Source organism: Pseudomonas sp. S30_BP2TU TE3576 (genome assembly GCF_050436025.1).
Lineage (GTDB): Bacteria > Pseudomonadota > Gammaproteobacteria > Pseudomonadales > Pseudomonadaceae > Aquipseudomonas.
In genome coordinates, this window is sequence record NZ_JBNDLK010000001.1 from 423,795 (window position 1) to 436,979 (window position 13,185).

At 59.4% G+C, this 13,185-nt stretch carries 14 protein-coding genes; 8 read left to right on the top strand and 6 right to left on the bottom strand.

Features of this window, described 5'->3' with window-relative positions; translation table 11 throughout:
* Window positions 1-22: 22 nt before the first annotated feature.
* The gene (locus tag ABIA48_RS01815; RefSeq protein ID WP_310058909.1) at window positions 23-217 is read left to right on the top strand and encodes a hypothetical protein; all 195 of its coding nucleotides are present in this window, start codon (window positions 23-25) and stop codon (window positions 215-217) included.
* 216 nt (window positions 218-433) lie between these two features.
* On the opposite strand, the gene ABIA48_RS01820 is transcribed toward ABIA48_RS01815, so the two are convergent.
* Both ABIA48_RS01820 and ABIA48_RS01825 read right to left on the bottom strand, forming a co-directional pair.
* On the bottom strand, window positions 434-1,657 hold the full coding sequence (locus ABIA48_RS01820; protein ID WP_429486807.1) for a patatin-like phospholipase family protein: 1,224 nt from the start codon (window positions 1,655-1,657) through the stop codon (window positions 434-436).
* Between the two features lie 246 nt (window positions 1,658-1,903).
* Entirely contained in the window at window positions 1,904-2,545 is a 642-nt protein-coding gene (locus ABIA48_RS01825; RefSeq protein ID WP_429486809.1) for a TolC family protein, read from the bottom strand.
* A gap of 313 nt (window positions 2,546-2,858) precedes the next feature.
* On the opposite strand from ABIA48_RS01825, the gene ABIA48_RS01830 reads away from it, so the two are divergent.
* The 6 genes from ABIA48_RS01830 to ABIA48_RS01855 all read left to right on the top strand — a co-directional run bounded on the left by ABIA48_RS01830 (window position 2,859) and on the right by ABIA48_RS01855 (window position 8,206).
* Window positions 2,859-3,635 carry an ABC transporter substrate-binding protein gene (locus tag ABIA48_RS01830; RefSeq protein ID WP_429486811.1) on the top strand — a complete coding sequence of 259 codons (777 nt, stop codon included), beginning with the start codon at window positions 2,859-2,861 and terminating at the stop codon, window positions 3,633-3,635.
* A gap of 92 nt (window positions 3,636-3,727) precedes the next feature.
* A complete protein-coding gene (locus ABIA48_RS01835; protein ID WP_429486813.1) occupies window positions 3,728-4,417 on the top strand; it encodes an ABC transporter permease in 690 nt (229 codons plus the stop codon).
* Window positions 4,418-4,431: 14 nt separating this feature from the next.
* Window positions 4,432-5,130, top strand: coding sequence for an ABC transporter permease (locus ABIA48_RS01840; RefSeq protein ID WP_277536668.1), 699 nt, complete (start codon window positions 4,432-4,434; stop codon window positions 5,128-5,130).
* 8 nt (window positions 5,131-5,138) lie between these two features.
* Window positions 5,139-6,251, top strand: coding sequence for a succinylglutamate desuccinylase/aspartoacylase family protein (locus ABIA48_RS01845; RefSeq protein WP_429486815.1), 1,113 nt, complete (start codon window positions 5,139-5,141; stop codon window positions 6,249-6,251).
* 18 nt (window positions 6,252-6,269) lie between these two features.
* The gene (locus ABIA48_RS01850; protein WP_429486817.1) at window positions 6,270-7,034 is read left to right on the top strand and encodes an ABC transporter ATP-binding protein; all 765 of its coding nucleotides are present in this window, start codon (window positions 6,270-6,272) and stop codon (window positions 7,032-7,034) included.
* Between the two features lie 263 nt (window positions 7,035-7,297).
* Window positions 7,298-8,206 carry a MurR/RpiR family transcriptional regulator gene (locus ABIA48_RS01855; protein WP_204928816.1) on the top strand — a complete coding sequence of 303 codons (909 nt, stop codon included), beginning with the start codon at window positions 7,298-7,300 and terminating at the stop codon, window positions 8,204-8,206.
* A gap of 42 nt (window positions 8,207-8,248) precedes the next feature.
* Here ABIA48_RS01855 and ABIA48_RS01860 read toward each other — a convergent pair whose 3' ends face one another.
* On the bottom strand, window positions 8,249-9,109 hold the full coding sequence (locus tag ABIA48_RS01860; RefSeq protein ID WP_429486818.1) for a LysR family transcriptional regulator: 861 nt from the start codon (window positions 9,107-9,109) through the stop codon (window positions 8,249-8,251).
* A 113-nt stretch (window positions 9,110-9,222) separates the two neighbouring features.
* Between ABIA48_RS01860 and ABIA48_RS01865 the strand changes: the two genes are divergently transcribed.
* Window positions 9,223-9,648 (top strand): VOC family protein, encoded by a 426-nt coding sequence (locus ABIA48_RS01865; protein ID WP_429486819.1) that lies wholly within the window; start codon window positions 9,223-9,225, stop codon window positions 9,646-9,648.
* A 119-nt stretch (window positions 9,649-9,767) separates the two neighbouring features.
* On the opposite strand, the gene ABIA48_RS01870 is transcribed toward ABIA48_RS01865, so the two are convergent.
* The 3 genes from ABIA48_RS01870 to ABIA48_RS01880 all read right to left on the bottom strand — a co-directional run bounded on the left by ABIA48_RS01870 (window position 9,768) and on the right by ABIA48_RS01880 (window position 13,175).
* A complete protein-coding gene (locus tag ABIA48_RS01870; RefSeq protein WP_429486820.1) occupies window positions 9,768-10,349 on the bottom strand; it encodes a GGDEF domain-containing protein in 582 nt (193 codons plus the stop codon).
* 74 nt (window positions 10,350-10,423) lie between these two features.
* The gene (locus ABIA48_RS01875) at window positions 10,424-11,005 is read right to left on the bottom strand and encodes a hypothetical protein (RefSeq protein WP_429486821.1); all 582 of its coding nucleotides are present in this window, start codon (window positions 11,003-11,005) and stop codon (window positions 10,424-10,426) included.
* A gap of 1 nt (window position 11,006) precedes the next feature.
* Window positions 11,007-13,175: a molybdopterin cofactor-binding domain-containing protein gene (locus tag ABIA48_RS01880; RefSeq protein ID WP_429486822.1), complete on the bottom strand. Its 2,169-nt coding sequence runs from the start codon at window positions 13,173-13,175 to the stop codon at window positions 11,007-11,009.
* Between the last annotated feature and the right edge of the window lie 10 nt (window positions 13,176-13,185).

The window sequence follows — 13,185 nt, forward strand, 5'->3', positions numbered from 1 at the left end:
GAGCCTGATCAAGGAGGAACCCATGTCATCCAATCGTAGTGCCGAACAAACCTACCGCCAGTGGTCCAGCCCGATCCTGTTGGAGCTCAAGGAGCGAGAGCATCAACTGAATCCGTCAGACCGCCAGGCCCTGGAAAACGTATTGCTGGAAAGAAGACTGATCGACACCGGTAACCCAACCGGCAACGATCGCCGCAAGGCAGACCCGGCGTCCTGAAAGCATCAGGCAACCACGGTCAAGACAGAAGTAATGGAGCAGAAACACACAAGGGTTTGCATCAGCGCTCGCTCGCAAACCCTTGACCTTGTCATTTCACCAACCGGATACCATCCTCCATCGCGAACCCTGTTCCCTGGTTGGATGCTGGCGACTCCGGGCATTTGTGCAGTCACCTCCTCGACTTGCGCCGTTCCCAGGCCTTTGGTGCACTGCTCATAGGGGTACCAGAGGACCAGGTCTCTCTCGCGTACTCTCGTTCGGTGGCGATTTATGCCACGGATAGCCCTTCGCGCTGAGTTGAAAAGCGTAATCGAATAAACGCCTCATGTACTCGCCATCGAATTTCTGATTGTGCGGAAAGTAGAAGTCGGAGCCAATGTACGCAAGATTGAAATCCGCTCCGTCCTGCTGCGCCATACGGTAAATTCGCTCCAGGTCGCTGATCCCCTGAGTTTGAATCAATGCACTGATGGCTCGACCGCCGATGCTCAATGTACGGCGTTTCGTCCCGGACCACTGTGGCTCCAGTGTCCCATTACGAATGACATAGAAATGACGTTCGAGTCGCAAAGGTGCTCCAGTGGCCCTGTTCAGCGCCATCTTGGTGCCAGGTGGATAAAGGAACACCTGAGTGATTACCCCTCCGTCCACGTGCATTTCCTGAAACTGTTTGCCGTCAACGTCTACATCAATCATGACGGGTGAGACTGCGCCGGGAATACTCATCGACGCGATCATGATGTTGCGGAAAAGGTCGAGCGCTCCCGGTGCTTTGCTAGAGGCAATAGTGCCCATGTTCCAGGTGACTGGCCGCCCTGAATCAAGGTCGGTTGTGCCGATCAGCAGGATTCGTCCTTTGGCGTACTCCGCCGCAATCGCCGCAAGAATCTCCGTAGTGACGTACTTTGTAATGAGCCGCGCCAGTGGCTTGCTGTCCGCTATACCATCGCTGGCAAGACGGGTTAGCACGTTTCGCGAACGAAAAACGTCTTTTGGACCGATGGCGTTGGCGATATACCGAATGACTTCGTCGTACTCGGATCCCAGGTAGGCGAACGGGGCGACCAGGGCGCCCGCGCTAATGCCCGTGACGACCTTGAACATGGGGCGAGTCCCATGCTTGGTCCACCCCGTAATGAGTCCCGCTGCGAATGTGCCGGCGTCACCGCCTCCCGAAACGGCCAGCATACTTGCCAGCGGCAGGATGTTGTTCGGTTTCCCAGCCCTGTCGAGAGCCTCGCTCTCGCGTTTGTTGCCCTCAATTGCATCCTGAATGAACAGCGTCAGGTCGTTGTCCAGCCAGTAGCGAGCATTGGGAATGCCTGGAATGACCGCTTGTTCCGTTAACGTTTGCGGCACAGCGTCACGGCGTGGCAAGCCCCCTTGCAGGAACATGTTCAGAGTTGAGGCGCCTGGTCTGAGCGGGAATGGTTTCAAAACGCCTCCTCCGGCCCCTGCAGTCGACAGCAAGTGCGCTCATCGCACCCGGGAAAGTCCTTACCCATGGTGCCCGAGATGACTACACGCCAGCCGACTGCGACATGTCATTCGAACGCCAGGCAGTTCATATTGCGCCCCTTTACATGATAAAAAAACTCATTAGCCGCGTGCTTCAGGTTCAATACGAAAGCCCTTGAAATCTCCAGGTTAAGGGGTGATTCAATCCAGGGCTTCAAGCGAGGCTCAATCTTCCTGCAATGCAATTGTTTTGCTGGAGTGATAGCCACCACCCAGCGCCTTGATCAGGGCAACTTCGCTTTCCAGCCGCTGCCCCTGCAACAAGGCAAGGCCGCTGTGCTCGCCAAGCAGTGGCAGATTCGACTCAAGCGCTGTAACCCTGTCGAGCAGACCGCGCTGGTAATGCGCCGTGGCACTGTCGCGATTGAAACGCATATTGCCGATGCGCGTTTGTTGCAACTGCTCCTGCGTTTCCAATGCCTGCTGCTTGCTACCGGCCACCGCGACATCGCGCACGGCATCCAGTACGGCCTGGTTGTACTGATACACCAGGCCATTGCTCAAGTTGCGGGCATTGGCCAGTTCGGCATTGAGACGACCTCCGTCGAAAACAGGCAGGGTCAGCCCCGGTATCAGGTTGATCTGCCGGCTGCCATGGGCCCACAAATCGCCCATGTGCAGGGCGTCGGCGCCGAAGAAGGCTTTGATATCGAAACTTGGATAGAAGTCCGCCTTGGCCGCGTCTATGTTCGAATAGGAAGCTTGCACCAGCCATCGCAAGGCCTGCAGGTCCGGTCGCCTTGCCAACAGTTCGTAACCCAGGCTATCGGGTACCCCATAAACATGCTCCGGTAACGCGTACCGCAACGACTGATTTTACGACTGCTTCGCAGCCGAACGCAGCCTCGCGGGCTCGGCAGCTGCTACAGATCGCATTACCGCTTGTCTGACTGACATTTCGCCCGATTGGCGCCAGATTTTGTTAGTAAATTCAGTGATATGGCTGCGGTTACCGTCCATCAGTGCGGTCTCTTGCCGCCCCATATTGATATGTTTTTTTTCAGTTTGTTGATTTATGAATATTTGTATGCCAATCATAGCCTCGTGAATCGGTCCACTTCGCCAGATCGGTTGGCAGTTTCCCGTATCACCCAAACACCCCATCCAAGGAGTCAACAACTTGAACAAGACAGAACTTCTAGGTGCTCTGGCACTGTGCGCCGCAAGCTTCCTGGCACACGCCGACGACGACAGCCTGCGTATCGGTATCGAAGCCGCCTACCCGCCCTTCTCCTTCAAGACGCCAGAGGGCAGTGTCAGTGGTTTCGACTACGACATTGGCAACGCGCTGTGCGAAGAGATGAAGATCAAATGCGAGTGGGTCATCCAGGAATTCGACGGCATGATCCCGTCGCTGAAGGTGCGCAAGATCGATGCGGTACTGTCGTCGATGTCGATCACTGAAGACCGCATGAAGTCGGTCGACTTCAGCAAAAAGTACTACCACACGCCGGGCAAGTTCGCGATGAAGGCCGGCAACGTGATCAACGACCCGCTGGTCGACCTCAAAGGCAAGAAACTCGGCGTGCAACGCTCCTCGACCTATGACCGTTTCGCCACCGAGCAACTTGAGAAAGCCGGCGTCGAAGTGGTGCGCTACGGATCACAAAATGAAGCCTTCCTTGACCTGGCTGCGGGTCGCCTGGACGCCACGCTCGCCGACATCGTCAACACCGATGAGAGCTTTATCAAAACACCGGCCGGTAAAGGTTTCGCGCTGGCAGGGCCGGACATCAACGACCCGAAATATTTCGGCAGAGGCGCCGGGATCGCGGTGCGTAAAGGCGACAGTGCGAACGTTGCACGCCTGAGTGCAGCGATTGACGCCATCCGCGCCAATGGCAAGTACCAGCAAGTGATGGCCAAGTACTTCGCGTTCGATATCTACGGCGAATAAACGCAGACCCGCAACCCTGGCGCCGGCTCTCCGCAGGCGCCGCTTTGGACTTGTCCCGTGCGCCTCGCGGCGCTCGTTTGAGGAACTTCATCATGCTTCACGGCTACGGATCGAGCATTCTCGATGGCGCCTGGCTGACCATTAACCTGGCCCTGACCTCCATGACCATGGCGATTGCCCTGGGTCTGATCGGCGCCGCCTTTCGTTTGTCGCCGTTTAAATGGCTGGCGGTACTGGGCGAAGGTTATACAACCCTGATTCGCGGTATTCCCGATCTGGTGCTGATTCTGCTGATCTTCTATGGCGGCCAGGATCTGGTGAACCGAGTTGCGCTCGCACTCGGCTACACCCGCTACATCGACATCAATCCCTTTATCGCCGGCGTCTGCACCATGGGCTTCATTTTCGGCGCCTATCTCTCGGAAACCTTTCGTGGCGCCTTTATGGCAATCCCTAAAGGTCAGGCAGAGGCCGGCGCGGCTTATGGCATGGGTGGCGCGCAAGTGTTCTGGCGGATTCTGGTGCCACAGATGATTCGTTTCGCCATTCCCGGGTTCACCAACAACTGGTTGGTGCTGACCAAATCCACTGCGTTGATCTCGGTGATCGGCTTGCAGGACATGATGTTCAAAGCCAAGAACGCCGCGGACGCCACCCATGAGCCATTTACGTTTTTCCTCGCGGTAGCGGCGCTTTATCTGATGCTGACCAGCCTGTCTTTGCTGGTGCTGCGCTATCTGGAAAAACACTACTCGGTCGGCATCAAAGCCGCCGAACTGTGATTGGGAGCAACCCCATGATTCTCGACTACAACCTGATCTGGGAAAACCTGCCGCTGTATTTCAGTGGCGCATGGGTGACCCTCAAAGTCCTGCTGACTTCCCTGGCCTTCGGCCTGGTGCTGGCGATTCCATTGGCGCTGATGCGAGTGTCCCGCTCACCGCTGATCAACGCCCCCGCCTGGCTCTACACCTACGTGATTCGCGGCACGCCGATGCTGGTGCAATTGTTCTTGATCTATTACGGCCTCGCGCAGTTCGAAGCGGTACGTGCAAGCGCGCTCTGGCCCTACCTGTCCAGCGCCACCTTTTGTGCCTGCCTGGCCTTTGCGATCAATACCAGCGCCTATAGCGCCGAACTCCTGGCCGGCAGCTTGAAGGCCACGCCTCACGGCGAGATCGAAGCGGCCCGGGCCATGGGCATGTCGCGCTTGACCCTGTATCGCCGCATTCTCCTGCCGTCGGCCTTGCGCCGGGCGCTGCCGCAGTACAGCAACGAAGTGCTGATGATGCTGCAAACCACCAGCCTGGCCTCGATCGTCACGCTGGTGGATATCACCGGAGCCGCGCGAACGGTCAGTTCGCGGTTCTATCTGCCGTTCGAGGCGTTCATCACTGCCGGCCTCATCTACCTGGCCCTGACCTTCATCCTGGTTCGTCTGTTCAAGCTGGCCGAGCGCCGCTGGCTGGCGTATCTGGCACCGCGCAAGCACTAAGGAATTTTATGAAGCACATTCAATACCTCTTGCCGTGGAGTGCCTCGGGCACTGAACGACACCTGTCGCTGTTTCGTTTTGGCAGCGGACCGCGCAAGGCATATATCCAGGCCTCCCTGCATGCCGACGAGCTGCCGGGGATGCGTGTCGCGGTCGAACTCAAGCGCCGTCTGCAAGAACTGGAAGAGCAAGGTCGCCTGAGCGGAGTGATTGAGCTGGTGCCGATGGCCAATCCGATTGGTATCGCACAGATGTTCCAGGGCACCCATCAGGGGCGCTTCGAGTTCTCCAGCGGCAAGAACTTCAATCGCGACTTCCCGGAACTCGCCGAAGCGGTGGTGCCGATGCTGGAAGGTCAACTGGGCGACGACAGCAGCACCAACATCGCGCTGATCCGCCGCGCCATGAGCGATGCCCTCGCCAACATACCGGCGCCTGCATCAGAACTCGATGGCTTGCGGCGCCTGTTGATGCAACATGCCTGTGATGCCGATGTGGTGCTGGACCTGCACTGCGACTTCGAGTCGATCATGCTGCTGTATGCCATGCCGCAAAACTGGCCACGCTTGCGCTCATTGGCCGCCCGCCTCGGCGCTGGCGTGGCCCTGCTGGCCGAGGCTGCGGGAGGCAATGCCTTCGATGAAGCCTGCGCAATTCCCTGGCTGCACCTGGCCGGGCACTTTCCTCAAGCCAATATTCCGCTGGCTTGCGTAGCCACCACGATCGAGTTGCGCGGCATGGCTGACACCGAACGCGAGCAGTGCATCGACAGCGCCGACGCCATTCTCGGCTATCTCGCCGAGCAAGGGATGATCAGCGGTGACTGGCCTGACGCGCCACCGAGCCGTTGTGAAGCGACACCGTTCGCCGGGGCGCAGTACGCCTATGCGCCGCACCCGGGGGTGGTGAGTTATCTGCAACCGTTGGGTGCCCACGTCAAGGTCGGAGATCCGCTGTTCGAAGTGATGGATCCGCTGACCGATCACCACAGCGTGGTGCATGCCAACACCGACGGCATTCTGTATGCCCGCGAACGCCTGCGCTTCGCCCAGCCCGGTTTGTGGTTGGCCAAAGTGGCCGGCAGTACCCCTATTCGCCAAGGCCGCTTGCTCAGCGACTGATTCCAGAGAGTTGAAACCATGTACAAACTTGAAATTCAGGATCTTCACAAAAGCTACGGTGCCCACGAAGTACTCAGGGGTGTGTCCCTGGAGGCTAAGGCCGGTGATGTCATCAGCATCATCGGTTCCAGCGGTTCTGGTAAAAGCACCTTCCTGCGTTGCATCAACCTGCTGGAGCAACCCAACGCCGGCAATATTGTCCTCAATGGCGAACAGCTCAAGCTGGTGACCAATAAACTCGGCGGGCTCAAGGCTGCCGAACCCAAGCAGCTGCAACGCATGCGTTCGCGGCTATCGATGGTGTTTCAGCACTTCAACCTCTGGTCGCACATGAGTGCGCTTGAAAACGTCATGGAAGCTCCGGTGCATGTGCTGGGCATGAATAAAAAAGAAGCCCTGGAAAAAGCCGGGCACTACCTGAACAAAGTCGGCGTGGCGCACCGTAAGGATGCCTTTCCTGCCCATATGTCGGGCGGCGAGCAGCAGCGAGTGGCGATTGCCCGTGCACTGGCCATGGAGCCGGAAGTGATGCTGTTCGATGAGCCGACTTCGGCACTCGACCCCGAGCTGGTCGGCGAAGTGCTTAAAGTCATGCAGGATCTGGCACTCGAAGGACGCACCATGGTGGTCGTGACCCACGAAATGGGTTTTGCCCGCGAGGTTTCCAATCAACTGGTGTTCCTGCACAAAGGGCAGGTCGAAGAGCGCGGCAATCCACGTGAAGTGCTGGTCAATCCGCAGTCCGAGCGTCTTCAGCAGTTTCTGGCCGGCAGCTTGAAATAACCCGCTCCGCAACCCGGCCCGTAACCCGGTCCGTAGCAGCTGGCGAAGCCTGCGTCCGGCTGCGCAGCAGTCGTGAAACCTGAGCGCACGGTATATCTGGCGCACCGCATTGGCTGATTTCACGACTGCTGCGCAGCCGAACGCCGGCTTCGCCAGCTGCTACAAGGTATGCGTTGTGGTTGAAATTGCTTGAGTGACCGGCCCCCGGCTTCGGATACACTCCAGCCAGCCCTCTTTAACCCTCAGGAAATGTTGAGCCGGATATGCCGACCCCCTCGAAAAACACCACGGTCTATGCCGCGCCGGTGATGCGCAAACTGACGGAAATCGTTTCCGACTTACCGCCGTCATTGCGCAAGGTGGCGGATTTTATCCTGCGTCATCCGCTAAAGGCCGCGACGCTGACTATCGAAGAAATGGCTCATGAAACGTCCACCTCGCCTGCTGCGGTGAATCGTTTGGCCAAGGCCCTGAACCTGGGGGGCTACACCGGCATGAAAGCCGAGCTGGTCGCGACGTTGCAGCAGATGGTGTCGCCGGTCGACAAACTGCGCAACGAACTGGCGCATCGTCCCGGTGGTGCATTTGGCCTGCATGAGCAAATCCAGAGCGCCAGCAGCAACCTCGCCTCGGCTGCGACCAACAACCATGCAGACACCTTCGAAGCTTTCGTCACTTGCCTGACCAAAGCGCGCAAAATCTACATCCTGGGCTTTGGCAACAGTGTCTACTTCGCCGGCCTCGCCGCCTCGACCCTGATGCCCTTCTGTGCGGACGCCACCGCCATCAGCATGGAGGGCGGAAACGAAAACGCCGCTTACCGTCTGGCCGCAATCACCGACCAGGACGTACTGCTGGCGATCTCCCTGCCGCGCTATTCCCTCGACACCTTGCAACTCGCACGTTTTGCCAATGAGCGCGGCGCCTCGGTGCTGGCAATCACCGACTCCCCCGCGTCGCCTCTCACCGGCATTGCCGAACACGTACTCTTTGCCCCCGCCGACCATCCGGTATTGACCAGCTCCAACATCGCCGTGCTCGCATTGATCGAAGGATTGGTGGCGGGTGTGATGGCGCGCAATAAAGAAGCCGTCAAGCTGGCGACCGAACTGACCGAAAGCGTAATGTCTTACCTGCTTATCCCGCCCAGCAGCAAATCTGCGAAAAAGTGATATCTCTTGGGGGCAATCGCGAGCAGGCTCGCCCCCACAAGGTCATCGTGCATTCAGGCACTGCGCAAACAACTGCTGAATCGGCTGTGTCCGCTGGCTATAGCGCTGCAACAGCACAATCTCCCGATAGAACGTCAGTTCGCCCAGCGGGATGATCCGCACCCCGGCCCCATGCTCAAGCCATAACCCGGCCTCCGGCAACAGGGAAATCCCCAGGCCGCATTCAACCATTTTGACAATGGCCTCCAGTTCATCCAGCTCCAGTGCCACCTGCACTTCTATCTGCCGTTCACGCAGAAACCGCGTCACCAGTCGCCCGCCGAACGAGTTGCGGTCATAGCGCACATGCGGGTGCTCGGCGAGCAGTAGTAACGGATCATCGCCATCCAGGTCCGTGGGTACGATCAACACGAACGGCTCCCGGCGAATCACTTGCGCGAACAGCTCCTTGGGCAACTCAAACGGCGGCTTGATCAGGATCGCCAGGTCCACTTCACCGGTGTCCACCTGACTCAGCAGGTTCAGTGACACACCGGGCACCAGCTTGGCTTCCAGCAAGGGAGCCTGTTGGCGCAGTCGCAACAGCGCCTGGGGCAGCAGGCCGGTCTGCGCGGTCGCAACCGCGCCGATCTTCAGTTCGCTACGGTACTCACTGACGTCGTCACTGACGGCCATGCGGCTGAAAGTTTCGAGCATTTCCCTGGCCATCGGCAACGCACGCTGCCCCGCCGCATTGAGCAGTGCCTGACGGCCGGTGCGATCGAAAAGACGGATGCCAAGGGCTTGTTCCAGGTTGCGAATCTGTGCGCTGACCGCCGATTGCGTCAGGCCGATATGCATGCCGGCCGCGGCGAAGGTGCCGTGGCGCGCCACGGCGACAAAGGTTTTCAGTTCTCGCAGCATATCGGCCTCGATTGATCGAAATAATTTGAGCTCGATGCAAAAATTATCGTCTTTCAATCAAAAAGCACAGGGCTAAACTCAACACACTCCCACCCGCCACCGAGGTTCTCCCGATGCAATTGTGCCCTTTTCACTTGGCTATTCCGGTCTACGACTTGCCTGCCGCCCGGCACTTTTATGGCGCGGTGTTTGGCCTTGAAGAAGGTCGTTCAAGCGATCATTGGGTGGACTTCAATTTTTTCGGCCATCAATTGGTCATACACCTGGCACCGAAAAACCCTGCGCAAGAAGCCGCGCACACCAATGCCGTTGATGGTCACGATGTGCCGGTGCCGCATTTTGGTGTGGTGCTCGGGATGGCAGAGTGGGAGGCGCTGGCCGAGCGGTTGAAGGCACTGGACACTCGCTTCGTGATCGAACCGGGAATCCGTTTTCAGGGGCTGGTGGGTGAACAGGCAACGATGTTTCTGTTTGATCCTTGCGGTAATGCGCTGGAGTTCAAGGCGTTCAAGGATATCGGGCAGTTGTTTGCCAAATAGGTGTTGTCTGTCAGGACGCCATCGCGAGCAAGCTCGCTCCCACAATGGCCGGCGTTGTTCACACAAAACCCTGTGGGAGCGGGCTTGCCCGCGAAGGCGCCCGCCAATACAGCACCGCCCTAACAGCTCATCACACGCTCGGCCTCACCCAGCAGATCCTCGATTGAATCATGAATAATGGGGTCATATTCAACCTGGACAACACTGAACCGAATGTCATAGCTGCGACGCGCCGTAGCGTTGCGCTCATCGAGAATCTCATTGAGCCGGACCTTGATCGCCTCAATCTCCACGACGCTGGAACCGGTCAGCAACGCCACGAACCGGTCGCCTTCGAGTCGGCCGACCACGTCGTTTTCACGAAAGCCGATACGCAGGACATCGGCGAATGTCTTCAGCGCATCGTCACCTTTGGCCCGGCCATACAGATAGCAGATGTGCTTGAATTCATCGAGGGTGAAGTACAGCAGCGTCGCCGGCGTCTCCAGTTCCCGGCAGGCGTCCAGCCCAAGCCGGGCCAGCGCGGTGAAGCCATGACGATTGGACAACAGCGTCAACTCATCCATGCTCGCCATTTGCACGCCCGCCAACTCTCGTTCGGCCTGGCGAGCCAGATCGCGAAGCCGTTCACGTTCTTGCTGTGGCGTGAGCAACGGGTTGGCGGATTGGCCCGATTTGCCCGCTTTTCCTGAGATCAACATCGTTCACCCCCTTGCTGGGTATGCACGTTAGAGTCGCCCTTGCCCACATTGACTCCCGGTTAGCGTACCGCTGGTCAGCTACCCGACACCGGGCACGGCCCTCCTGCATCGGCCCAGCGTTTGAACCGGGTGACGAAGATATCGTGTGGCACCGGCACCGGCGCGCGATTGCCGCCCGGGTTCCAGCCCCACAGCACCAGTTTGTCGTCGCTGACGTGTTTGATCAGCGCGGCGAAATCCCGATCGCCATTGCTGGAGCGGTCCTTGATCATCGCGCACAGCCGGTCGGCTGGCAGGCCGATCCAGGCCATCCGCTGCGCCGCCGGCGGCAGGCTCCAGTGCGGCGCACCGGGTGGCGCATGCGGACCGTAACTGGCCGGCGGGTTGCTTTGCGCATGGCACGTTGCACAGGGCAACCCGGCCGCGCCCTTGCCGTCCATGCCACGCACGACATTCATGGCGTGAGGCACTCCGGCATCGAATTGCAGCGGCGAATCACCGGGAATGTGGCAGTTCTGGCAACGCGGGCTCTGGAAGACTTTTTGCACGGTGTCGAACGCCTGCAAGGCCTCGCGGTCATCGGCGAACACGTGCGACGCGTAGGCTATAAGACAGATCAGAATCACCGTTCCAAGCAACCAATGATGCCGTTTCATCTCACACCCCCGACAGCTGCAACGGCAGCTCCCGCAGGCGCTGCCCGGTCAGGGCAAACACCGCATTGGCCACCGCCGGCGCCGTGGGTGGCACACCGGCTTCGCCGATACCGCCGGGTTTATCGCTGCTGGGCACGATATGCACTTCGACCACCGGCATTTCGTTGAGCCGCAACACCTGATAGTCGTGATAGTTGGACTGCACCACCTGCCCGCCCTTGATCGTCAGTTTGCTGTGCAAGGCGAAGCTGAGGCCAAAGGTGATGCACGATTCCATCTGCGCCGCGATGCTTTGCGGGTTGACCGCAATGCCGCAATCCACCGCGCACACCACTCGGTGCACACGGATGGCGAGGTTGTCCTGGGACACCTCGGCCACCTGAGCCACATAACTGCCAAACGACTCATGCACCGCCACCCCCAGCGCATGGCCATCCGGCAGCGGCGCCTTCCAGTTGGCCTTCTCCACTGCGAGGTTCAGCACACCGAGGTGGCGCGGATGGTCCTTGAGCAAGGTGCGTCGATAGTCCACCGGATCCTTGCCGGTCGCCATGGCCAGTTCATCGATCAGCGACTCCATGACAAACGCGGTGTGGGTGTGCCCCACCGAACGCAGCCACAACACGCTGATGCCGGTTTTCGGTGAGTGCAGTTCGATCTGGTGATTGGCCAGCCCTTCGATGTAGGGGCTGTCGGCCACGCCTTCGACTGAGGTCTTGTCAATCCCGTCCTTGACCATGGTCGCTTCCAGCGAGGTCCCGGCCATGATCGACTGTCCGACCATCACATGCTTCCAGGCCAGCGGCAGGCCATCGCCGCCCAGCCCGACACGCGCATGGTGCAGGAACGCCGAGCGGTAATAGCCGCCCCGGATGTCATCCTCCCGCGCCCATACGGTTTTCACCGGTGCGCCTGCCGCCTTGGCGACATACACCGCTTCGCTGACGAAATCCGACGTCGGATTGGCCCGTCGCCCGAAGCCGCCACCGAGAAACTCGGTATGGATCTCGACCTGTTCCGGCTTGAGCCCGGTGATTGTCCCGGCGACCATTTGGTCCAGGGTCTGGAACTGGGTGCCGGTCCAGATTTCACATTTGTCCTTGGTAATGCTCACCGTGCAGTTCAGCGGTTCCATCGGTGCGTGGGCCAGATAAGGCACGCTGTATTCGGCATCGATCGTCTTTGCCGCTTTCGCCAGCGCAGCCTGGGTATCGCCCGACTTGCCGGCATTCATGCCGGGGGTGGTGGCGAGCTTGCGGAAGTTTTCCAGTAGCGCCTGGCTGTCGAGCCCGGCATTCGGCCCTGGGTTCCACTCGATTTTCAGCGCGTCGCGCCCCAGCTTCGCCGCCCAATAATGATCGGCAATCACCGCAATGCCTGTCGGCACTTGCACGACTTTGTGCACACCCGGAATCGCCAGCGCTTCGGCGCCTTCAAAGGATTTGACGCTGCCGCCGAACACCGGCGAACGCGCGACCATGGCGGTCATCAGGCCGTCGAACTGGACGTCCATGCCGAATTTCGCCCGGCCGGTGATTTTCTCCGGTGTGTCCAGGCGCTTGGTGGGTTTGCCGATCAGCCGCCAGTCTTTCGCGTCCTTGAGTTTGATCGAAGCCGGGTCCGGCCGTGGCAATTGCCCCGCGTCATCGGCCAATTCGCCGTAGGTGGCACGGTGTTCGCCTGCGATGACCACGCCCGACTCGGTTTGTATGTCGGACGGCGCGACGTTGAAACGCTTGGCTGCGGCATCAATCAACATCATGCGCGCCGCCGCGCCGGCCTGACGATAGCGATCGAATTCCATCCAGGTCGACGTCGAGCCACCGGTGATCTGCATCCCGCCAAACCCGGGCATGCCGTAATCGGCGGCCGATGCCGGGGAATGCTCGACGCGGATCTTCGACCAGTCGGCGTCCAGTTCTTCGGCGATCAGCATGGTCAGGCCGGTCCAGATGCCCTGGCCCATTTCCGAGTGCCCCAGTAACACGGTGACGCTGTTGTCATTGCCAATGCGCAGGAAGGCGTTTGGCGCAAACACGTTGCCCTGGTTCTCCGCGCCCATGGCGAAACGGTGGGCACCGGGAATGACAAACGCGACCACCAGTCCACCGCCCAACACGGCACTGCCCTTGAGAAAACCGCGGCGCGATAACGCATTGATGCTGTTCATGGCGCAAGCT

Excerpts from the sequence above, each read along its gene's own strand:
- ABIA48_RS01835 (WP_429486813.1), top strand. The coding sequence starts at position 3,728 with ATGCTTCACGGCTACGGATCGAGCATTCTCGATGGCGCCTGGCTGACC.
- ABIA48_RS01840 (WP_277536668.1), top strand. The coding sequence starts at position 4,432 with ATGATTCTCGACTACAACCTGATCTGGGAAAACCTGCCGCTGTATTTC.
- ABIA48_RS01875 (WP_429486821.1), bottom strand. The coding sequence starts at position 11,005 with ATGAAACGGCATCATTGGTTGCTTGGAACGGTGATTCTGATCTGTCTT.
- ABIA48_RS01860 (WP_429486818.1), bottom strand. The coding sequence starts at position 9,109 with ATGCTGCGAGAACTGAAAACCTTTGTCGCCGTGGCGCGCCACGGCACC.
- ABIA48_RS01870 (WP_429486820.1), bottom strand. The coding sequence starts at position 10,349 with ATGTTGATCTCAGGAAAAGCGGGCAAATCGGGCCAATCCGCCAACCCG.
- ABIA48_RS01850 (WP_429486817.1), top strand. The coding sequence starts at position 6,270 with ATGTACAAACTTGAAATTCAGGATCTTCACAAAAGCTACGGTGCCCAC.
- ABIA48_RS01865 (WP_429486819.1), top strand. The coding sequence starts at position 9,223 with ATGCAATTGTGCCCTTTTCACTTGGCTATTCCGGTCTACGACTTGCCT.
- ABIA48_RS01880 (WP_429486822.1), bottom strand. The coding sequence starts at position 13,175 with ATGAACAGCATCAATGCGTTATCGCGCCGCGGTTTTCTCAAGGGCAGT.
- ABIA48_RS01815 (WP_310058909.1), top strand. The coding sequence starts at position 23 with ATGTCATCCAATCGTAGTGCCGAACAAACCTACCGCCAGTGGTCCAGC.
- ABIA48_RS01845 (WP_429486815.1), top strand. The coding sequence starts at position 5,139 with ATGAAGCACATTCAATACCTCTTGCCGTGGAGTGCCTCGGGCACTGAA.
- ABIA48_RS01855 (WP_204928816.1), top strand. The coding sequence starts at position 7,298 with ATGCCGACCCCCTCGAAAAACACCACGGTCTATGCCGCGCCGGTGATG.